We start from the raw sequence: 22,192 nt of genomic DNA on the forward strand, positions 1-22,192 counted from the left end.
TCATCAAAAATGAATACCTCAAAAGATGGAAGATCAAAGATATAAATGAGCTAAAGAGAAAGGTGAAAAAAGCGGTCAACAACTATAATACAAAAAGATTGCACAGAGCCTTTGATATGAAGTATACACCAATGGGATTCTACCAAAAAACACTAGATTTACCTGCCCAAGAAAGACCGACGGTGAATGTTTATACCGAAGGAAAGAAAAACTACTCGGGGGCATCGAGCCCCCAAGTAGTTTGCCCAAGAGAAGAACCTCTGGCTCATATATGCCCGATGGAATTTATAAATGAATGTTGAACCAAACGGTCAACGTTATTTAGGGATGTACACGCTTCTTTGTTCAGAGTTCAACGTTCAACGTTCAGGTCCACTTTCGTGTTTATCGGTAATTGTAAGAGTAATAGGGTAATTGTTTAACTGAGTTTAGACACCTTGTAATGAACCGAGCACCAATAACAAATAACTATTAACTGTTAACTTCCACTCCTCTTCGCCACTTCCACTCTTTGCGGGAGATCAAAAAAACCGCCGCGTCGCTGTGCCGCTGCGAGAGACTTTAATTCTTTCTCCGCAGAGCCGCAGAGATCGCTAAGGATATCACAGAGAAAAATCTATTAAACCACATAGATTCTGTGTTTAAAGTCAAGAAGAAATATAGATTTTCTTAAATTTGGTTGCTTAAGTCGGCACCAGCTAGACTGTGAAGGGAAGAATGGTTTTTACAGTCTTCCCTTTTTTGTTCATAGTCGGGATCAAAGATGGTTTTGTTTTTAAAAAGGATGTATATCAGTTCCAAGAGTTTTCGCTGAACAGCTACCGCAGCTTTCATTTTTATACCATGTCTTCCAACCAGTCTGGCAAAGGTATCCTTGTAAATATTGCAATGCCGGATGGCTGCTAAGGCTGGCAAGTGCATTGCTTTTCTCAGACTTCGGTTTCCTTTTTTAGAGATTCTGGCCTTGCCTTTTACAGAGGTTCCCGATTGCTTTTCCTTCACATCCAGCCCTGCATAACTGCTGAGCTGTCGCTTGTTTCTTACCAGTTCGAATCCATTGGTCTCTGCCAAAACGATTACTGCGGTCAATTCTCCCACTCCAGGAATGGAAGTGATTCGCTTGCAATCCTGGTCTAGCCCCTGATCAGACTTCACTAGTTGATGGATTTCGTTTTTGATTTCCTGTTCCTGCTTGCAGAGCAGTTTTCTTCGCACATTCAAGCGCTTCAGGCTGTTCGCATTGGGAAAGGCTTCAGTTTTTTCGGCATGGATCTGATTGTCAACAGTAACCCGTTCGGCTACAATCTGGTCTCTTTCCCTGGTAAGCTGTCTGAGGGTTCTGAAAATGGGTTTGGGAGGAGCCCAAAGATCCAGTTTTCGTTCCAATCCAAACTGGGTGATCGCATCGGCACAGGTACTGTCTGTCACCGTTTTGATCGACAGGGTTCTCATGTAGTTGCTGATCTTGTTGGGAAGGACAATAGACAGCTGTTGTCCCTGATCAACCAGCCAGTGGGCAAACTTCTCATGGTATACCCCGGTGGCTTCCATCACAAAAAGAACTTCGGAATTGGCATCTCTCATTGATTCAGCCCACTTGAGACAGGCCTTGAATCCGGAAGAGTGGTTCCCAAAGGTTTTTCGAGCTTTAATCTGCCAATTCAGATCTTGGTAAAGGATTCCAAAGGAACACACCAATTCATCCTGAGCCACATCCACGCCGAGAGTCTGTTTGATCGCTTTCATAGAGTTAAAAGGTTAAAGTGAAGTAATCAATCAAAGTGGATGTCTCCCTTCGTTTTGTCTCCCGGTTGGATATTCTGACTGTACCCGAATCGGCTACGTCTTACATTCTGTTTAAACTCAAAGAGAAAGAAAGGAATGAGGCGGTATCTATGTGAGAATATATCTTTTGATTATTTAGTCACATATTGGCTCTCATCCCTCACCACTTTTCAATAAATTTAATCGATTGAAAGGTGAATTTTTAATCCGATGCTAACATAGGAGATTTTATAGATCACATAGTCTAAATCAAAAAACTCCCTTCAATGGACCTATACCCTAATAACTAATAATCAATAACTATCAACTCTCATCCCTTCTTCTCCACTTCCACTCTTTGCGGGAGATCAAAAACCGCTGCGCCGCCGCGTCACCGCGAGAGACTTTCATTCTTTCACCGCAGAGCCGCAAAGACCACTAGGGATATCACGGAGAAAAATTTATTAAACCACATAGAGAGGATAGAAAACATAGCTTCAGAGCAGATAAACTTGGAATAGCGCGACAATCCCAATAACTAATAACCAATAACAAATACTCTCCCCTCAATTAACCAGTTACTCGATTACACATTTACTCAACAAACAGCAAGCGTCTAATCCTTCTTCTTATTCCAGAAATAGATCGCCGACACCTGCCCCATCACTGAAGTAAGATTTTTCCCTTTCGGAAAGTCAGGAGAACTTGCCGGATCTAACTGCCACTGGTAGTTTCGGGCATGGATGAGCTGAAGTTTAGAGCTAAGAAGTAGGTTTTTGAATTTCTTGTCGTAGAGGAAACCGAGGGAGAGGTCTATCCAAGGTTTTCTTTCAGAATCCGTTCCAAATGCACGATAGTAAAAATCTTGATGATTCTCCAAACGCTCAATTAAAAAACCAAACTTGTTTAGGTTTTCTACCATTGCTACCTCTAGAGTCTGAGAATTGGAACCTATACCCAAGCCAACCCCTAGAGGCTGACCTAGATGTGAAAACCCTCTCGCTCTCGTATGTGTATGCCAAGCTAATCCTCCTTTTGGACCATACCTGACAATTCTATTTACAGATTCCTGCTGATGAACTATTTCACCTCTTAATTGAAGTTGATAATCTTTGTATTTATAATTGAGCATTTGATTAAACCCAAAAATAAAAGCTCTAGCATGCTCTGGATTTAGAATAAATTCTCTCCAATTAAAATTGTGATCTCTTTTTCCAAATTCAAAATATAAGTCTGTCTTGACTTTAGGAATCACCACTTTTGCAAAAATAGATATTTGTTGATCTCTCCCATTCCCATCGAATATCACAGAGTTGCCATCTTGAAAAAAGCTTTCTTTCTGAAATGCCTCGAAAATTGGTAAATAATCAGAAAAAGTATTCCCCATTTGTTGGCTGTATACTTGAAAGGTTCTACTAAACCCAAAAGATAGTCCTTTTGTCCACTTTGGGGAATAAGTCAAAGTTATTCCATTTAAATACCTCCAATCACCTGTAAATGGCCTAAAAAATAAGTCATTCAATTCTTCATCTTGAACCGCATCGAATCCTGAATTTTCCAACCTACCCGCAATTATTTCTCCCTCAAAAAATCCAAGGAATGTTTTTGCTGGTTTAAAGGTCTTAAAAGTAAGATGTGGAAATCCGGGCGCATTTGTGGAGAAAATCAATGAATTCCACTGACCAGGACCCCACCACAAATTTTTTGTTGAAACTCCAGTTTCAAAGCTTCCATATCTAAAAGTTAAACTGCTTTGTCCCCAACCAAGTCTAGAATAAACACCATTTCCAAATCGCTCAGGATAATCTGAATTGTTCCAGAAATAAAATTTGTCACGGTTAACAGTATTTGAAAAATCTGATGAATAGCCAGCAAATTGGGAGTTTGTAGAAAAAAATAATTCCGGCTGAATATCTAAATAAATAAACCTCCATTTAGCATTGATGCCAGAAAGTATTGAAATCTGTAATCCAGGTGTAGGAATTAAGCTCCCATCTCCAAAACCGTAGGGCCTTTTTGTCAAAAATTTAGAATTAATAAAAACAGGAGACTGATGTATTCGAAATTGATCTCCTAAATCAAATAATACCTTCTGATTATACCCAAAATCATTATAATCCGTTTCAATAGATCGAAGTGAAAAGCTATAGTCTAAAGAATCTATCCCAATTAATTGATTCCTTCTAAATAATTCGTTGGCCCAAAATTCTGGAATTAAGCTCTGGGCAAATACTCCTGAACAAACGGCCGAAAATAAAAATATAAGGAAAACCCTCATCCTACCTCTTTCAGACTTTCTAACATGCTTTTCGCAATTTTCTTCCTTTCAAAATCGATTGCTAATTTTTTACAACCGCGCTTGTACTCACTAAGATTCTCTCTTTTATTATACATAGCTTTAACAGACTCTCTAAACTGTATTGCGTTTTCAGGCTCAAAGCAAATACCTGCCCCATATTTTTGAATAATTCCTTTAGTTTCTCCCTCCAAGCCTAATAAAATTGGTTTTTCAACTGCTGCAGCCTCAAATATTTTCGATGGGATAACAGTTAAAAAGGTATCAGACTTTTTCAAATTAACTAAGGCAATATCCATTAAATTCAAATATTCTAATACTTCTTTTTTAGGAACAGATTCTAAAAATGTCACATTTTCCAACCTATAATTTTCTGCCTTTTTTACTAGATTTTCTTTGTTTGCTCCGTCTCCTATGAACAAAAAATGGACATTTTTTAATTCATCATGAATTAACCTTGCTTGTTCTAATATAAAATCAAGTCCATGGGCCATTCCATGAGTACCAATATAGGCCAAAATAAATTTTCCTTGCAAACTATATTTACTGATTAATTTTTCAGATTTGGGTTGTGGCCAATATTTTCCTAAGTCCACACCATTTTTAAAGACAGAAATTTTATCAGCTTTCACCCCTCTTTCTGAAAGCTTGACCTTAAATGTATCAGTGACCACAATGATTTTATTTGCGGATCTATACATCATCATTTCTATCCACTCTAAAAAAGAAATAATTCTTTTGTTTTTCATAGCACCAACCGCAATGATAGATTCTGGCCACAGATCTCTAACTTCCATCACCCAAGGTCTTCTGGTAAAAAGCGAAATTTGCCAGGCTGACATCGCACTAAAAAACTGAGGAGAAGTACCAATTACAATATCCGACTTAATAAATAATCCTTGAAGGAAAGAACTAATACCAAAACTAATATAGTCTAAAATTCTCCGGAGCATTCCTTCATTCGCAGTAATGTAGGACCAGACCCTGATCACACGTATTCCATCAATAATTTCTTCTGAGCGCCACTTATTCTTATATCCGTAAAAAACTTTCCCTTTTGGAAAATTAGGAGCGCAGGTTATCACGGTTACTTCAGCTCCCAACTTAACCCACTCCTTACAGTGTTCATAAGTCCTATTGGCAGGAGCATTTATCTCTGGAGGAAAATTATCGGAAATAAATAATATTCTCATTCCTGGATAAATATTGTTGTGGAAATTGCTTCAGATTGAAATATCACCTTTAAATATTTTGAAGGGGCTAATGAATTGAACCCCATACAATAATCATAGACTTCAATTGAAAATTGTTTATGTCCTATAATTCTCATTTTTATTTTTTCAGTCAAGGCAATCACTTCATTATCAATAATTTCAGGAGTAATCATTGGATGAAAGTAAAATCTAGCCTCAAACTTAGAGCCCAGTATGGGATTTTTTATATGATCCAAAATTGAAATTTCGTCATCTAGAATTCTAAATTCTCTCTGATGAAGTTGATTCCCAAAACCTGTATGAAATCCTAAAAAATGATCCTTTTCATCGACTTGAATTTTTACATTCGCTCTTTTACCAACTCTGAATCCTGCCCAAACCTGAGAAGAGTTTCTTTCATCGATTGTAACAGTATTGTGAGCAATAGTGGAACGTTCCCAATCCCTTCTTGAAGAGATATTGTAAGTAGAAATTCCTGGATCAACAATTAAGGGTTGATGATCATAGTGAAGAACGAAAGAAAATGTATCTGCATGAGCATGCCCTGGCTGATAAGAAGGTTTAATGCCTTCAACGTCAGCTATTAGTTTAAACCCACCAGTTTCGAATATTCTATACCCTGACTCTTTTAATCCAGTCTTTCTAGAAAAGATCCCTGCTGATGATGCAAACTTCTTAAGCTGGATAGAAGAATATGAAATTTGCTCTGTGGTATCATTGAAGTGCGGAAGACTACCGTTTTGAAAGGTCATTTGATCCATCCACCAGAGCATTTTCTCAGCAATCAGTTTTAGTTTATTTTTAATGCCAAACTTAGCAGGAGTAAGAACGTATGCTTCAATGACTCTAAAAAGAATAATTTGATGATACATTGGGCTTAGCTCATAGTGAGCACCATCCGATAGGGTCTGTTCTTTCAATTCCGACTCTAATAGTTTTCCCGCCTTATTTATCCAAGCTTCGTTATTGAAATACAAAGCCCCCATCCAAAAAGCAAAAGCATTTTCTAGTAAATGATTTGCCAATAAGTGAAACTCTAAGTTTTTGGACAAGTAATTAATCTCTGCAATCAAGTAGGTTTTTACTAAATTTCCATCCTCCGAATCGAGCTCATTTTCATTTAAAAACCGAATCATATTCATGATTCTTAGAGAAGCAGGATAGGGTTCCAAAGGAAGTCTTCCAGCCCAAAGCCAGGCATAAATATCTTTAAGAATATCAGTTTTGATTTTTATGGGAACATCATCCTGTTTTAGAAAGTCTAAATATTGAAGGTTGTAATTCCAGAGTTTGCCGTGAGATTGGTCATTCCAATCTAAGGAGGATTTAGAATAGGTTTGAGAAAGGTTTAAAAATTCAAAATGGAATTGATCGGGATTTACTCTTAAAAATGTGTTGACTGCAGGAGCCTGAAAAAAATCAAGTTTTTGAATTTTGGTGAAAGCTACTTGAAAAGAAGAAAGAGGGCCAGATTTGAAAAGTCGATTTTTCACCTGATAAATAGCCTGAATGGGCTTTAGATGAATAAGGGTTCGAAAAAGTAAACTTAGCTTGGGGAGCATTGGGCATTTTTCATTTAGAAGCAACGCCCCTTTCTCTCAATAAGAATCCCATTTTATTTCCTAAAATTTAAAGGTATGGTGAAGGGTTCACTTCAAACACTTTTCTTAGTTAACTAGAATTCAATTAATCCAAACTAACCCATGCCCCGGTTTTAAGGCTCTCAATTGCCGCAAAACTAGCCTTGGTAGTATTCACTATATCATCCATAGGAATAATTGCATTTCCACCTTTCTGAATGGAATCAATTAATAGATTAAACTGATTCTGATGTCCTTTATCCTGACTGGATGAGGCTGAACTGAAATTCTTAAAACCAAAACCCTTCAGTTTTCTCCAATTATCCATGATCAAAGTTCTCTCCTGATGGTATACTTCCACCCGTTCTTTGGAGTAAGCCTTAGAACCATTCGCAAAATAATTGATCACCCCATTGGTACCATTCTCGTATTTCAGCAAAATGGTGGCATTGTCGGTGTTCTCTTCCGGATTGATGCCCATAGAAGACATGCAGACGGACTTGACTTTTGAACCAGCTAAATAGCTAATCAAATCGATGAAATGGCAAGCCTCACCGATGATTCTGCCCCCTCCTACTTGCATATCATGCACCCATACATTGGCAGGAATCACACCCGCATTCATGGTTGCAACTATATTCATAGGTGTATTTCCAGAACCCAATGCTCTTTTCATCTGAAGGGCCAAAGGTGCAAAACGTCTATTGAACCCTACTGAAACCGTTTTTCCGGATTCAACATAGGCTCCCACTACTAAATCTAATTCTTCCTGATTGAGTGCTAAGGGCTTCTCGACAAACACATGTTTTCCAGCCCTGAGGGCATCAATCACCATACGAGCATGAGCATTGTGTCGGGTAGTCACCATTACCAAGTCCACTTCAGCATCTCTTAGAATCAGATTATTGTCTGTGGTAGATTGAGCAACCCCAAATTTCTTGGCCAAGGTAGTACTCGAAAGTCCAGCCGAGCTGGAAATGAACTTAAGTTTGGCAGGAGTCTTTTTCAGGCAAGGAAGAATCATGGCAGAAGTGAAATTTCCTGAACCAATGATTCCCAAAGTTCCTTTTCCGGCTTGGAAAGTGTTGGAAGTAATGGAAATGGACCGCTGTGGTTCGCTTGATTTCTCAGGATATAGCAAAATACTCGCGATGGACTTGCTTCCGCTCATATCCCCATAAATCTGCTGATACTGTTCTAAGGGAACTCGATCGGTAATCAAAGGCTCTACCTGGATAGATTTGGATGCAAGAGCTTGAAGAATCGCTTCAAAATTTCGTTTTTCAGTCCAACGGACATAAGGCAGTGGATAGTCCTGACCTTTTTGCTCGTAGGATTCATCATAACGACCAGGACCGTAGGAACAAGAAACCTGGAATGTCAATTCCTTTTCAAAAAAGTCCGCACGGGAAATATCCAATCCTATAACCCCAACCAAGATGATCCGTCCCTTCTTTCTGGACATCTTGGCAGACTGAGAAATGATCTCATTGCTTTTATTGGAGGCAGTGATAATTACAGCATCCGCTCCTACCCCTTGAGTATAATCCTGAACAAATGCGACTTGGTCAATTCCTTCTCCCGGATTCACTGCAATAATTCCAAAAGAAGAAGCTAAAGCAACCTTAGAAGGATCATAGTCAAAACCAATTACCTGACATCCATTAGCTTTCAGCAACTGGGCAGTAATCAAACCAATCAATCCTAAACCCACAACTACAACCGTCTCCCCAAAAGAAGGATTGGCTAATCGAATACCCTGAAGACCAATAGAACCAATAACAGTAAATGCAGCCTCTTCATCTGAAACTCCATCTGGGATTTTAGCTACAAGATTTTTGGGAACCGAAACATATTCCGCATGATGACCATTGGAAGAAACACGATCACCTATCGCAAAATCTTCTACTCCCTTTCCGATGGCAATCACTTTTCCCACATTGCAATAGCCTAATGGAAGTGGTTGGCCTAATTTATTAAATACAGCATTAACAGTTGGTTGTAGTCCATCTGTCTTCACTTTATTGATTACTTCTTTGACTTTATCCGGCTGTTGACGAGCTTTTTGAAGAAAGTTAGCTTTACCAAATTCTACCAACATTCGTTCAGTTCCTAGGGAAACCAATGATCGGGTAGTTTGAATCAGTACTTGACCTGGTTTAACCAAAGGTGCTGGTACTTCTTCTAAGATAGTATCTCCGTTTTTAAGGTCTTGGATTATTTGTTTCATTTTTTAATAATTTCCATATACTTTTTTGCTCGCATTTTATAATCATCAAAATACGATAAACGTTTTAAACCAAAATCAACAAGCTTAAATTTGAGGTTAACATCATTAACTAAAAGCAAAATTTTATTAGAAATATCAATGGGATCTAAAGGTTTAAAATAACAAGCAGAATTATTACACAAACTTCGAGCAAAATCGAGATCTGAGGTAAGAATTGGCTTTTCCATTCTCATTGCTTCAGGATAAGTTGCAGTGAAGCATTCAAGTAAAGAAGGGAGAAAAACAGCATCTACTTTAGAATATAAATACGGAACTTGAAGAATATTTACGTTACCCAAAAAAACAATATGTTCCTCAACCTCTTTAAAGTAATCAATAGGGAATTGATCTTTTTCAACCGTAAGAATAAAACGAAATTTAAAATTTTTATGGTTACTAATAAAAAACTTCGCAACATGAAGAATAATTTTTAGGTTTTTATGAGGATAATTAGCTGAAACAGTCAACAATGTAAAGCCATCAAAATTGGGGAGATTTAAGCTTCTATCCCATTTTTCAGGGAAATCAAATATTTGATTATAAAAATTTGTAACAGTATAAATATTTTTTTTTGGAAAAAGAACCTTTAATTTTTTTGTCACATCTTCGTTTTCAGTTATTAAAATATCAGAATTATTTTTGAAATCTCGTAAATGAAAAAATCGCTTGATTGAAAGTAAGATCCTTTCTTTAAATGAAATTATTTTAAAATATGGAGAATCAGAATATACATAATGAGGCTTAGCGTAACCTACAATATGCCTTACCTTAGGATGCCAGTAAGTAGGACCAAATATTGAAAAAACAACATCAACATTATAATTGCAAATTAAGTTATCCAAAAAAAAATCGATGCCTGTAATAACATTTAATTTGTAAGGTATATTATAATAATAAAATTTAAAATTTTCATCATATTCACCTAAATCAATTTGGCATTTTAAAAAATCAGACAAAACAATAAAAAACTTATAACCTTTTTCATTTTTTATTAAATCTAAAAATGAATGAGCCACCTGAATTCCTCCCCCAATCTTTAAATTGGAGCAATTAATTAAAATATTCATTTATCAATTCTTATAAAATCAGACTCTAGTAAAGGAAGCCATTTTTCATATTGTGAATCTAAAGATTTTACTTTTATTGCAGGATTACCAGAATAAATAAAACCATCTTCAAGATAACCCCTCACAATACTACCAGCGCCAATAATTATATTATTTCCTATAATTGAATTAGGCATAATAATTGATTTTTTACCAATAAAAACATTATTACCAACACAAATACCACGGTTAATCGCCAAATCATTAACTACATTATACTTTTTATAGATAAGAACTGTTGTGATACTATAGTCATGAGTCAAAAAGTGACAATCATCTGATATAACAACACGATCACCAAACTCAATTAAATTAAAATCATCAAAAATAACATTATATCCTATATACCTTGGTTTTCCCTTGAATTTAATCCCACCAAATTTAAGAAGTTTGATATAAAAAAACATGAAAAGCCTGTGATTAAGTATACTAATAGGTCTTAATAAGAACTTAAAAATATAAAACAATGATCGTCCTGCTAACCGTTTAATCTTCATATAATGAAAGATAATTAAAAATTATTGAATTTCTAAATTTTTCCCAGCTAAATTCATTAGCTCTAATAGAAGCTAGATGTCCCATTTCATTTAAATCATTAATTCTGGATATTTTAGAATCAATTAATGTTGCTAATTCGTGTGGATCTTTTGGCTTTACAATAAAACCATTCAGTTCATCAGTAATCACGTCTGGTCCACATGTATTGGATGTTGTGATGGGAACCAGACCCATTGACATAGCCTCCAATATAACGTGTCCAAACCCTTCAACTAAAGAAGGCATAACAAACAAATTAACTTCTTTAACAATCTCCAATAATTCAAAATTTGAAACATTGTGCCTAATGTCCAAATCTAAATGAGAAAAATGATTTAATATTCCAATATCTATATTTCCTCTACCACATATTATAACTTTTAAATTAGAGGATTTAAGTAGTTCAACAGAATATAGCAAATCCGCTAATCCTTTTCTTTGAACCATTTGGCCCATAAATAGAATTGTAAATTTTCCTTTTGTATTATGTTTTTTAACATACGGAAACATCGAATGATTTACACCGTATGGAACTACAAATATTTTATTTGAATTTATACCATTTTCCATGAGCGTATTTTTGGTAAATGAACTAGCTACAAAAACATAATCAGCAATAACAGATTCATTCTTTAATTTATACAGGTCCATTTCACTTAAATGAAATTCAAGTTCACTATTTATTGACTGTAAACAAAAAGGATATCTTTCTACCTCATTACCTAAAATATTTCTAATACTAGATGGATGAGGATGCAATTGAAATAAAATTTTAGACCCATCAAATCCAAATCTACTAGCATTAAAAAAAGCTTCATATGCATAATAACTATACAAAAATAAATTTGAATTAGAATTAATAGCTATATTTAGAGCCTTATTTGATAAGATACTATCTACTAGCCTTGAATGGTTAGAACCTTTAAAAATTTTTTTTCTAATAAGATCCAAACCTAATACCCAATTACTATTAACTCTAGCTAAACTTAATTCAGATTTGGAACGGATCGTATTAACAAGTCCAAAAAAGGCTCTAGGCTTCTTAAAATATAAGTCGGTAACCAATTTTTCCAGTAAATAAACTTCATTAAAGGCTAAAGAAAGCTGATAATCATCTCTAGCACCAGTATGCGCTGTAACAACTTTTTTTACCATAAAATATTTAACTTTTTATTGAATAAAAACAAAGGCAAAATCATAAATAATAGAGTATCCATATATTGAGGGAAATAACCTCGAGAAACAAATTGAAATAAACTGACTCCAAAAATAATTTGAAGAATAACACCAGAACTTGAATAATCTGTTTTCATTTTAAAAAATTTTATCACGAAGCCAAGTAAAAACGATAAAAAACAAACCCCAATAATACCAAAAGCAATGTAAAAGTATGCAAATAACGTAGGGGTTTCACCTAAAGAACCAAAATGATTCGGTAAGGCATAAGCTCTATCTATTACGATAAATGCCGGAGGTGGATACAATAAGTCTTTCAAATCTCCAAATATAGATCTAGGTAAAAATCTAATAAAGGTATATAAGAAGGTTAGACCATAATCATAAGAAATTTCAGAATTAACATTTTTATCTATATACTTAAATACAGCTAAATCAGGAAGACTACTTCTAGTTTGTTCAAAAATTAAATCAACATTTGACTTTCTAAAATTTTCTATAGGATTATCAAAATTACCTTTAGCAAATTCATACCTATTAGAGGTAATAAAAAGAATAAATAAAAAGAAAAATGAAAAATTAATTATACTTCTAAAAGAAATCATTTTTCCTTCAAGCAAATACACGAACAAAAAACCTAATAAAGATAAAATAATACGATACCTAAATCCCATTAAAATAAAGAGAATAAAACTCAAAATAATCATTAAATAAAACTTTTTACTACTAATTTTATATGCATATGCAATAATAAGAAGAGATATTAATGAATCTGCAAAATTTCTTAAATAATTAGAAAAGGTTTCTTGACCAATAATTGTATTATCACTTCCATTAATTAAAGTCGATAAAGGATTAATTCCTGAAACTAAGAAATTAAAAATTATTAAAAAGTAAAATATATAAAAAAATAAAACTACTTTTCCTTCTGATATAGTTTTATTTGAAAAAATATATTTTAACTTAGGAATTCTAACTAAATAACCAAACAATAGAAAGAGCGTCCCAAGGCCGTATACCAAGAAACCATATAAATAATAGTCAGAAATATCAGGCCCAAAACCAACAAGAAATTCATTATTATCCCAAATGTGGGTTCTTCCAGAAAAAAAGAAATACAATGGTACAATAAAAGTAAAATGAAATAAAAAAACAATAAATATAAATATTATTAAGTTTGATTTCCATCCTCCAGTTTTTTGAATATATTGATAAAACAAAAAATAAACTGAAAAGTTAAAAGAAATAACAAGAATAAAATAAAAAAAATTCATTTCTTTAACCTTTTTTTCACTGTATAAATAAATCCACCATAACGAAATTTCATGATTATAACATAAATAAATGAACTAAACCGATTTATTTTAAAATTGATTGAAGAAAAACTAACTCCAAATTTTTCACGTATTTGTTTAGCTTCAATTAAACTAACATCTTTAATCTTAGATGTTTTACTATCTTTTTGAATCCTAAATGCTCCCAAAAAAGAATTAATAAAAAGAAACTTTTTATTTTTTGAAGCTAATTGAAAGTATAAATTAGCATCCATTGCATATCTAAATGATTCATCAATTATTAAATCATCCTTTATTTTGACGTTAAAGAACAATCCCTGATTTGCGATATTAATATCATAATACTTCCAAACATTAAAGTAAAAGGGAGCGAAATAACATTTATTAATGATTTGGTCATCTTCATCAATATGATAAATATTACCATAATAAACATCATAACTTGAATCTCTCAACCACTCTTCAGCTATTAATTCAAAAGATCCAGGTAAATAAATATCATCAGAATTTTGCCATCCAATAAGATCACCGGAGGCTATTCTAAATCCTTTATTAAGTGCATTCCCTTGACCTCTATCTTTTTCACTTACCCAATAATAAATTTGTTTCTCATATTTTCTTATTATTTCCAAACTACCGTCCTCTGATCCACCGTCAATTATTATTAACTCCAAATCTGAATAACCTTGAGATAAAATAGAAAGAATAGAACGCTCTAAATATTCTACTTGATTATAACTAGGCATTATTATGGAAATTTTTGGATTTTTTTTCATTTTAATATTATATAATTATTATAAAATAGACTATTTTAATTAGCTTTAAATTTAGACAATTTGAAACAAATAAAATTATCTATGTATTAAATATAATCTATTACAATAAAGTTTTAATTTTTTATTATCATAAATATGAATAATAATATTTGCCATATCTTAAAAAGATTAAAATAATACATCTATTCATTTGACATGCCAATCAAGAAAACTCCACAATTAAATAGCAAAAGATATTAATTAATATCTTTAATTCTGTTTTTTAAGTATGAAAATGCTTGCAAAGGGCCAAATACTGCAAAAAAGATAAAGAAATTATAGTAGCTAAGATCACTCCTCCATAACCCCACATTTGAGCAAAATAAATAGATAAAGGTATATTAATGAGTATTCCTAAAATGGAGGTGAGATTTTTTACATTTGTAATACTTAACCCATTTAATAAAAAAAAAATATTATTCCAAACAAGAATTAAAGCATAAAAAGCCATAACTATAAGAAAATTATAACTAAAATTAGTCTCTTTTTGTATCCAAAAAGGAATTAACCATTTTGATAAAATTAACAAAATTACAATCATAGCAACCACAAATATCATAGCTAATAATTGCTTTTTAAGAGCAGATTTTATCCAAGTAAAATCATTTTTTAATGAAGCCTCAGTATAGGCACTCCAAAATGGAGTTATTACAATACCAGCAGCCATCGCTACAACTCCGAAATAACGTAGCACAATATGGTAGGTAGTTACCTCCCTAGGTCCTAGTGTATGTGTGATTATCATACTATCAGTTGAGAAAATAATAACTACAGTAATCTGAATAACAAAAAAATGTACCCCAAGAGAAAATAAGCTATTTACCTTATCTTTTCTAAAGAAACTAATAGTAGGACTTATCCTCTTAAACTGATTGCTAAATAAATTTAGGCTACCTACTGAGAAAACTAGTAAAAGTACACCGGTGCAGATAAAAACCACGATAAATAGACTATCGGCAACTAAAGCATTTCCAAGCCATAAAAAAAGTAACACCAAGGTATTTGAAATAGTACCTAATAATGCAGACCATGCTGGTTTATGATTTGCTGTTAGTAAAGTACCTATCAATTTTAAACAAAATTGAAAACTTGTAAGCAATAATGCTATTCCTACAAGGAAAAAAAATCATTGCCAAATTTACTTGGCACATTAAAAATGTTTGTGAAATCCAACATCAGCCAAGGAAGCATGATAATTAATATTAGTATTATTGAAATTCCAAACATTAAAAATAAGCAGTACTAACATACTTACCTGCTTCCTCAATTTTATTCTTTGCCAAAGCCTCCGTAAATTTATTACGTAAACCATTGCCAATTCCTATGTCAAAAATAGAGATCCATGACAAAACATTGAATAAAGTAATCCAAATACCATATTGAAATTCATTTAACAACTTTAACGTTAATGGAATTAAAGCTAAACTCACTGCAATACTATAACCCTTAATGAAGAAGAGTGCTAGAATATTTTTTTTACTTTGACTGATCATTCGTGACCCCCAAGAATCTTAATTTTTATCCAAAACAACACAAATAATTAAAAGTCAATTTGAAATATTATTATTCACTTCGTATTAAATTAGTTTTTTAAATACTTTAATTTTGAAAAAAGTAATCTATCAGGATATTAATTTAATAAGTAATAAATTAATATTAATTATCTGATCTAATCCTACCTGGATAACTCACTATAGCCAATAGTAAAGCTCTAGTAAGGATAGATAGAAATTAATTTAAAATCTTTATTATCAATTTATAAAAGTTTTAAAATTGTTAAAACTTATTGATCAAGTAAAATTTACTAAGCTATTAATTATTTTTAATGGATTTTGAACTAAGAAAAGATAGAGTCTGTCGGATACCGGATAGGGAAATATTATATTGATAGTGATTTTTAGGATTTTTAAACAAACTACTTATACAATAAAATAATATCTCCCCTCCGCAATATTCTATTCTTCAAATGAAAAGAAATTAATTTTCTTTTTAGAAAAAGCTTAATATCTAACTACATCTTATCTCTTGCCAAATTGTATTTAAATCCCACTCTAACTTATATTTGCATTTGATTAAATGTCAGATAAGCAGAATCACATAACGGGTGACTATAATACTTCGTATTCATTGGTTAATATAACTTTAGACCTAAATCTTGACGGAGATTTTTTTTTTTCAATTTCCTCGAAGAGAATCTCTATTCCGAAATTCTGACCTCTGATTGTATATAAAAAAACTCTGAAAGGCTTATTCAAATCTGGTTTTTTTCCAATTCATCCAGTCTTTTTCATCTTCAATCAATTTTGAAATTAAGCCCAAAGTATCCATTTCATATTCCCAATCCAGTTCTTGCTTGGCCTTGGCATTATCTCCATAGATAATAGCCAAGTCGAGGGATCGTAGAAGGTTGGGATCTATCCGAATATGGGTTCTAAGGTCTAAGTCAAGTTTGAGAAAAACCTGATTCAATAATTCAAGCAAAGAGGTCACTTGTCCCGAGCAAATAACATAATCCGAAGGACTATCCTTTTGCAGCATACGCCACATGGCCTCCACATATTTGGGAGCATAGCCCCAATCCCTACTTATCGCCAAATTACCAACCGTCAACTCCTCTGCTTCTCCGTTCCTAATCTGAACTGCAGTATTGATAATCTTTTTTATGACAAAATTCTCTCCCCGCAGGGCAGATTCATGATTGAACAGGATGCCGCATGCCGTAAATAATCCATAAGCTTCCCGGTAGTTGACTGCCAACCAATGTGCCGAAGCCTTGGAAATACCATATGGACTCGCCGGGTGAAAAAGCAGGGATTCCTTGATAGGAAGATTCTGCAAGCTCACGTTTCCAAACATTTCGCTGCTGGAAGCTTGGTAAAAACGGATCTTCTTGTCGAATCTCCTGATCCCTTCCAGCAAGTTCATCACACTTAAAGTGTTGAAGGTGAAAGTTTCCTGTGGAAATTGAAAGGACTGACCTACCGAACTCTGTGCCGCCAGATTATAGATTTCATCTGGCTTATGGGTTTCCAGGAAGTCAATTACTTCTTGCAAAACTGCCAGATCGCAAGTATCTAGGATTACCTTCTCTTCTATGCCCAAATAGGTTAGGCGATGAAAAGCTTTTCGGTCAGTTTGTCGGCTCAATCCAATGACCTTATAGCCTTTTTGAAGGAGCAATTGAGCCAAATAGGCTCCATCCTGACCCGAAATACCTGTGATTAATGCGGTTTTCAATTTTTTTGTATGTACTTATTTACCAGTATTAAAAAAACATTTTAAGAATAGGTATTATTTAGCATTTTAACCTCTTTCCTGCTGGTAGAGAGTCTTCCAACTTCCCGCCATCAAAACATGAAAACAAGGTTAATGTCACTATTCAGTTATCTAAGCCCTATTAAATTCTGATAAACCTTAAGGGTTTCCCTGGCACATTTTTCCCAGGAAAAATCCTTAATGTTCTCGTATCCGAGTTCAATCAATTCTTTGCACCGCTCAGATGAATAAACCACTCGCTCGATTGCATGTTTCATTTCCTCACATTCATTTGGGTTAAAATACTCTCCCGCCTGCCTGATGACTTCAGGCATCGAACTCGTATTGGAAGTAACTACCGGACAGCCGGCAGCCATGGCTTCCAATGGTGGCAAACCAAAACCTTCATATAAAGACGGATAAACAAATGCAGCAGCTTGGGTATAAAGTTGAACAAGATCGCAGTCATCACCGCTGATCTGCCGAACTTGCTCCTTACTTAAATTATGCTTTTTAAACAATTCCTTTTCCTGTCTATTGAAAACTCCTCCACCAAAAGCAATGATATCGAAATCAGCTTTTAACTTTTCAGAAGAAGCGTAAGCCTTCATTAAACCCAGAAAGTTTTTATAGCTGGTCCGCATACCTACATACATCAGGTAAGGCTTTCGATTAATTTTATTTTCTCTTTTTTGAACCTGAAAAGATTCCAAATCAACCCCGAGATGTACCACAGAAATTTTTTCCTCAGGAATCTCAAATAATTTGATCAAGTCACTTTTTGTACTTTCCGAAATGCTCAGGATATGATCTATCCTTGAGAATGTCGCTTTTTTCAACTGTGTGGTTCTGTCAGGCTTAGAAAGATCTGAACTAAATAACTCATGGATCATATCATACACGCTGCTTACCCTACAGGCACTGAACTTAAACCGGGGCCAATCTGAATAGTAAGTCTCATGGATGATGTCCGGCCTCTCAACACCCATCTGAACTTGGCTCAGACCATGATTAAGTAATTGAAAAAATCGACCTGTTTTCTTAGGATACTTGTCCATCCTTCGACCACTAACAATATCCGAAGGTAAACCTTCGATATAACTGTTTCGATGAAAGCCAGCTAATATTCTGACATCCTGATTTTGCTTCGAAAGTTCTTTTGCAAGAATTGCATAATAGCGCGATATCCCACCATGGGATTGATTTGTAAAAATCTGATAATCATAGGATATTTTCATTGAATAGATTCTTTTTTATAAATTCATGATCAGACCATGTCTTTGATCGAATATTTTTTGTAAATAAATTATCAAATCCAAACTTATTTAATCTGGAGATGATTAATATAATTTTTGATATCCGCTTTTTTGTAAGAATATGTAATGAACCTATATTATAATAATTTAATCCAAATTCATTTGCAATAAATGAAAGTGTCACTTTGGAATACAGTGAAACATGTTGACCATGTTCCAAACCATAATACCACCAGTTTTTTGGTTGAGGCAATGGATTTGGATGCAATTCGGTTGAAAAAATAATAGTATCTGTAAATTTCAATAGATTTCTTATTTCACACATGGGATCAACAAAGTGCTCAAAAACTTCGAACAATGTCACTGCCTCAATATTTGATTTTAAATCCCATTCAAATCCTCCAGCAAACAAATTCTGAGTATATTTATCAGTCCACTTAAAATTGAATCCCCTATCTCGCATCAAACGAACAAAAACACCATAACCACCTGCATAATCTAAAAACATTCCGTTCTTGTCAAAAAGTAGGCGTAATAAAATTGTCAATTTTTTAGAATAATTTAAATTCCGCACCATGTATCCTGTATCAGATAAGTTTATTGGATTTGAATAAGCTTCCTCAAGCCAATAGGGTTCCTCAGTTTGAAGAAAATCGCATTTACTACAGTGAAAGTAATTTATTTCATACTTATTTAATATTTTACTTGAAAAACAAGATTTGTTTTCAGTATTACATATTTTACATTTCATTTTTTCAATCTTTTAGAAATAATTTATTTCAACCAAATACCTTTTGCGTTATTATTTATAATTTTCCTGTATTGAATAAAAACCAAAAACCCAGAACCAGTTATACAAACGCAAGTAGCCAAAATTGGCCCCGCCAATCCCATATTAAAATTAATTGAAAAAATTATACTTAAAGGAATATTTATTAACATTAGTATAATACTCCCTAATAATTGGAGCTTAATCATACCAGTACCATTAATGAAGTTTACATAAATCATACTAAATGTATGCAGAGCAGCAAAAAGTGCCATCGCAATAGACAATTTCAAGGGAATAGTAACTTGCTCACCAACCCAAAATTGATAAAACAAGTCAGCTAAAAAAACCATCACAAGAAGAGCTATAGGAATAATTAACCAAATTTTCTGAATATTGGAAACCGATTTCTCTATCCATTCAAAATCTTTATTTGCATAGGCTTCAGTGAAAGAAGACCAATAAGGGGTTATTATAACATTAAATCCAATTATTGCTAATGAAAAATATTTTAAAGCTACGTTGTAGGGAACCACATCTTTGGGTCCAAAAAGTTTACTTATTATGAAATTATCGGTAGAAAAAAGTACAGTTGCCGCAATCTGAATTACAAAAAATTTGAAACCTAGCCCGGTGATCTCTCTTAAATATTCTTTTTTCCAAAGGGAAAATTTAGGTTTAAATTTCTTAAATTCATTATTGAATGCAAATAAATTAAGTCCAGCCAAAATAAAAACCGGCAAGGCTGAAAAAACAATTCCGAAAATTAGTAAAGAACTTTGATCTGTCTTGGTCAAGATAAAAATGACTAATAATGATAATGCTTGCCCCAAAAATTGAACTTTTTCTTGAATGGAATGATTTTGATTTGCTAGATAAATGCTGGTTATCAATTTTACAACTAATTGAATGCCGAAAAAAGTAAAAATAATGGGAAATAAAACCGAAAGTTCCCCTTGTAAACTTGCATTTGTATTAAATAATTGAGTCCAATTTATAAACTGGTTTATACCAACAAAAATAATTACTATTCCTAAACTTATACTTCCAATTGTAAAGTAAGCAGTACTCACAAATGCCTGGGCATCTTTATAATTCCCTAATGCCTTTGCTTCAGCAAATTTGTTTTTCAGCCCGTTTCCCAATCCAATGTCAAAAAATGAAAACCAGCTAATAAAAGAACTAAGGGTCAACCAAATTCCGTAATTTTCAGCATCTAAATAATCTATTGTAAGTGGGACTAACATAAAATTAGCTATAATACTGCCAATTTTATAAGATGAAGACCAACCAATATGCTTTACGATATTTTTGGTTCTTCGGCTTTTTATACCTGCTTTATCAGAAAGTGTAATTAATAACTGTTTCAATTTTTCAGCTTAATTCAAAAATAAAAAATATCAAGTATATTCATCCTATGTTTTGTTTCAAAATCATATCTGAAAATTGTCGAATAGTAGGACTGTCGAATTGGTTAAATAGCTTGTCATTAATCGGCTCGACAATAAAACTGTTAGACACCTACTTCGCCTGATTTAACACCTTACGCCCTTTCTTGATTAAGTCAAGATCTTTGTAGAACATTTGTATGTCCCCTCTCATCATATCCTCCACCAAACCTTCCAGATCATATTCCGGCTCCCAGCCTAATTGGGTTTTGGATTTGGTTGGGTCTCCGATTAATAGGTCGACTTCGGTGGGGCGGAAGTATTCGGGATCTACTTTTATAAGGACGTCGCCTATTTTTAGAGATCGTTCTTTGAAGTTCATAGTTCGGCGTTCAGCGTTGGACCCCTGAACCCTGAACTCTGAACCCTGAACATCTAATTCTAGGCCTGTCGCTTTTTTATATAACTCTTTATCAATCGCTTCTAGGATTCCTACCTCGTCGACGCCTTCTCCTTCCCAGCGAATGGTGAAACCAACATGGGCAAAGGCCATTTGAACAAAGTCCCGAACTTTAGTAGTTTTACCTGTGGCTATTACATAATCTTCTGGCTTTTCTTGCTGCAAAATCAGCCACATAGCCTTCACATAGTCCTTTGCATGTCCCCAGTCTCGCTGAGCATCTAGGTTACCTAAATACAGGCAATCCTGTTTGCCCATTGCGATGGCTGCAGCCGCCATAGTGATCTTTCGGGTCACAAAGGTCTCCCCTCTTCTTGGAGATTCATGGTTAAACAGAATCCCATTGCAGGCAAACATATTGTAGGCTTCTCTGTAGTTTTTGGTGATCCAAAAACCGTAAATTTTAGCAACTCCATAAGGAGAACGGGGATAAAAAGGAGAACTCTCATCATAAAAACCTGCACCATTCTTATTCTCTTCCATTCCTCCATAGAGTTCGGAGGTAGAGGCTTGATAGATTCTGGTCTTTTTCGCCAAACCCAAAATTCTTACTGCCTCCAATATTCTTAAAGCTCCAATTCCATCTACATTGGCTACATACTCAGGAGAATCAAAGGAAACCTTTACATGAGACATAGCACCCAAATTGTAAATCTCGTCTGGCTGTACTTCCTGAATTATTCGGATGATATTGGTGGAGTCAGTTAAGTCTCCATAGTGCAAGACAAAATTCACATGGGTTTCATGTAAATCCTGGTAAAGGTGATCGATCCTCTGGGTATTAAAGGAAGAAGCTCTTCGCTTAATCCCATGAACCTGATAGCCTTTTTCTAAAAGTAGTTCGGCTAGGTAGGAACCGTCTTGGCCGGTGATGCCGGTTATTAATGCTTTTTTCATATTATTTGGTCACGGAGTTCCGCGGAGTTAGGCACGGAGACTCACGGAGTTTTTTTATTTTTTGGTCTGCCTAAAGGCTTTAAAGGGAAAATGGAAAAATCGGGATATACCGTTT

17 protein-coding genes and 1 pseudogene are annotated in these 22,192 nt (G+C 34.1%); 1 reads left to right on the top strand and 17 read right to left on the bottom strand.

Annotated features, from left to right (window positions below; all coding sequences use genetic code 11):
• Positions 1–302: pseudogene (locus BM073_RS16895) on the top strand (IS3 family transposase); the annotation flags it as partial.
• 367 nt (positions 303–669) lie between these two features.
• Here the strand turns inward: BM073_RS16895 and BM073_RS16900 are convergent.
• The 17 genes from BM073_RS16900 to gmd all read right to left on the bottom strand — a co-directional run bounded on the left by BM073_RS16900 (position 670) and on the right by gmd (position 22,077).
• The gene (locus BM073_RS16900; RefSeq protein ID WP_091655519.1) at positions 670–1,746 is read right to left on the bottom strand and encodes an IS110 family RNA-guided transposase; all 1,077 of its coding nucleotides are present in this window, start codon (positions 1,744–1,746) and stop codon (positions 670–672) included.
• Between the two features lie 634 nt (positions 1,747–2,380).
• Positions 2,381–3,787, bottom strand: coding sequence for a capsule assembly Wzi family protein (locus BM073_RS16905; RefSeq protein ID WP_175557944.1), 1,407 nt, complete (start codon positions 3,785–3,787; stop codon positions 2,381–2,383).
• A gap of 251 nt (positions 3,788–4,038) precedes the next feature.
• Positions 4,039–5,253, bottom strand: coding sequence for a glycosyltransferase family 4 protein (locus BM073_RS16910; RefSeq protein WP_091655521.1), 1,215 nt, complete (start codon positions 5,251–5,253; stop codon positions 4,039–4,041).
• Complete coding sequence (locus BM073_RS16915) at positions 5,250–6,836, bottom strand: alginate lyase family protein (protein ID WP_091655522.1); 1,587 nt, start codon at positions 6,834–6,836, stop codon at positions 5,250–5,252. The genes BM073_RS16910 and BM073_RS16915 overlap by 4 nt, the downstream gene beginning before the upstream one ends.
• A gap of 124 nt (positions 6,837–6,960) precedes the next feature.
• Positions 6,961–9,084 carry a bi-domain-containing oxidoreductase gene (locus tag BM073_RS16920; RefSeq protein WP_091655523.1) on the bottom strand — a complete coding sequence of 708 codons (2,124 nt, stop codon included), beginning with the start codon at positions 9,082–9,084 and terminating at the stop codon, positions 6,961–6,963.
• Positions 9,081–10,190: a glycosyltransferase gene (locus tag BM073_RS16925; RefSeq protein ID WP_091655524.1), complete on the bottom strand. Its 1,110-nt coding sequence runs from the start codon at positions 10,188–10,190 to the stop codon at positions 9,081–9,083. The genes BM073_RS16920 and BM073_RS16925 overlap by 4 nt, the downstream gene beginning before the upstream one ends.
• Complete coding sequence (locus tag BM073_RS16930) at positions 10,187–10,636, bottom strand: acyltransferase (protein WP_175557945.1); 450 nt, start codon at positions 10,634–10,636, stop codon at positions 10,187–10,189. Before BM073_RS16930 ends, BM073_RS16925 begins: the two co-directional genes overlap by 4 nt.
• 79 nt (positions 10,637–10,715) lie before the next feature.
• The gene (locus tag BM073_RS16935) at positions 10,716–11,921 is read right to left on the bottom strand and encodes a glycosyltransferase family 4 protein (RefSeq protein ID WP_091655526.1); all 1,206 of its coding nucleotides are present in this window, start codon (positions 11,919–11,921) and stop codon (positions 10,716–10,718) included.
• Positions 11,915–13,216 (bottom strand): O-antigen polymerase, encoded by a 1,302-nt coding sequence (locus tag BM073_RS16940; protein WP_091655527.1) that lies wholly within the window; start codon positions 13,214–13,216, stop codon positions 11,915–11,917. Before BM073_RS16940 ends, BM073_RS16935 begins: the two co-directional genes overlap by 7 nt.
• Positions 13,213–14,013, bottom strand: a complete 801-nt coding sequence (locus BM073_RS16945) for a glycosyltransferase family 2 protein (protein ID WP_091655528.1) — start codon at positions 14,011–14,013, stop codon at positions 13,213–13,215. Before BM073_RS16945 ends, BM073_RS16940 begins: the two co-directional genes overlap by 4 nt.
• Positions 14,014–14,275: 262 nt before the next feature.
• Positions 14,276–15,121, bottom strand: a complete 846-nt coding sequence (locus BM073_RS16950) for a lipopolysaccharide biosynthesis protein (protein WP_139217520.1) — start codon at positions 15,119–15,121, stop codon at positions 14,276–14,278.
• Positions 15,122–15,278: 157 nt separating this feature from the next.
• On the bottom strand, positions 15,279–15,545 hold the full coding sequence (locus tag BM073_RS16955) for a hypothetical protein (protein ID WP_091655530.1): 267 nt from the start codon (positions 15,543–15,545) through the stop codon (positions 15,279–15,281).
• A gap of 754 nt (positions 15,546–16,299) precedes the next feature.
• Entirely contained in the window at positions 16,300–17,289 is a 990-nt protein-coding gene (locus BM073_RS16960) for a GDP-mannose 4,6-dehydratase (protein ID WP_091655531.1), read from the bottom strand.
• 146 nt (positions 17,290–17,435) lie between these two features.
• Positions 17,436–18,545, bottom strand: coding sequence for a glycosyltransferase family 4 protein (locus BM073_RS16965; RefSeq protein ID WP_091655532.1), 1,110 nt, complete (start codon positions 18,543–18,545; stop codon positions 17,436–17,438).
• Positions 18,529–19,314 carry a class I SAM-dependent methyltransferase gene (locus BM073_RS16970; protein WP_091655533.1) on the bottom strand — a complete coding sequence of 262 codons (786 nt, stop codon included), beginning with the start codon at positions 19,312–19,314 and terminating at the stop codon, positions 18,529–18,531. The genes BM073_RS16965 and BM073_RS16970 overlap by 17 nt, the downstream gene beginning before the upstream one ends.
• 23 nt (positions 19,315–19,337) lie before the next feature.
• Positions 19,338–20,702 (bottom strand): lipopolysaccharide biosynthesis protein, encoded by a 1,365-nt coding sequence (locus BM073_RS16975; RefSeq protein WP_091655534.1) that lies wholly within the window; start codon positions 20,700–20,702, stop codon positions 19,338–19,340.
• Between the two features lie 151 nt (positions 20,703–20,853).
• Positions 20,854–22,077, bottom strand: coding sequence for a GDP-mannose 4,6-dehydratase (gene gmd / locus BM073_RS16980; RefSeq protein WP_091655535.1), 1,224 nt, complete (start codon positions 22,075–22,077; stop codon positions 20,854–20,856).
• Positions 22,078–22,192 lie beyond the last annotated feature (115 nt).

It is taken from the genome of Algoriphagus ornithinivorans (assembly GCF_900115305.1).
Classification (GTDB): Bacteria; Bacteroidota; Bacteroidia; order Cytophagales; family Cyclobacteriaceae; genus Algoriphagus; species Algoriphagus ornithinivorans.

What these genes read in the sequence shown, in the direction of transcription:
- BM073_RS16965 (WP_091655532.1), bottom strand. Translation starts at nt 18,545, where the DNA reads ATGAAAATATCCTATGATTATCAGATTTTTACAAATCAATCCCATGGT.
- gmd (WP_091655535.1), bottom strand. Translation starts at nt 22,077, where the DNA reads ATGAAAAAAGCATTAATAACCGGCATCACCGGCCAAGACGGTTCCTAC.
- BM073_RS16945 (WP_091655528.1), bottom strand. Translation starts at nt 14,013, where the DNA reads ATGAAAAAAAATCCAAAAATTTCCATAATAATGCCTAGTTATAATCAA.
- BM073_RS16920 (WP_091655523.1), bottom strand. Translation starts at nt 9,084, where the DNA reads ATGAAACAAATAATCCAAGACCTTAAAAACGGAGATACTATCTTAGAA.
- BM073_RS16915 (WP_091655522.1), bottom strand. Translation starts at nt 6,836, where the DNA reads ATGCTCCCCAAGCTAAGTTTACTTTTTCGAACCCTTATTCATCTAAAG.
- BM073_RS16930 (WP_175557945.1), bottom strand. Translation starts at nt 10,636, where the DNA reads ATGTTTTTTTATATCAAACTTCTTAAATTTGGTGGGATTAAATTCAAG.
- BM073_RS16940 (WP_091655527.1), bottom strand. Translation starts at nt 13,216, where the DNA reads ATGAATTTTTTTTATTTTATTCTTGTTATTTCTTTTAACTTTTCAGTT.
- BM073_RS16935 (WP_091655526.1), bottom strand. Translation starts at nt 11,921, where the DNA reads ATGGTAAAAAAAGTTGTTACAGCGCATACTGGTGCTAGAGATGATTAT.
- BM073_RS16925 (WP_091655524.1), bottom strand. Translation starts at nt 10,190, where the DNA reads ATGAATATTTTAATTAATTGCTCCAATTTAAAGATTGGGGGAGGAATT.
- BM073_RS16970 (WP_091655533.1), bottom strand. Translation starts at nt 19,314, where the DNA reads ATGAAATGTAAAATATGTAATACTGAAAACAAATCTTGTTTTTCAAGT.
- BM073_RS16900 (WP_091655519.1), bottom strand. Translation starts at nt 1,746, where the DNA reads ATGAAAGCGATCAAACAGACTCTCGGCGTGGATGTGGCTCAGGATGAA.
- BM073_RS16910 (WP_091655521.1), bottom strand. Translation starts at nt 5,253, where the DNA reads ATGAGAATATTATTTATTTCCGATAATTTTCCTCCAGAGATAAATGCT.
- BM073_RS16955 (WP_091655530.1), bottom strand. Translation starts at nt 15,545, where the DNA reads ATGATCAGTCAAAGTAAAAAAAATATTCTAGCACTCTTCTTCATTAAG.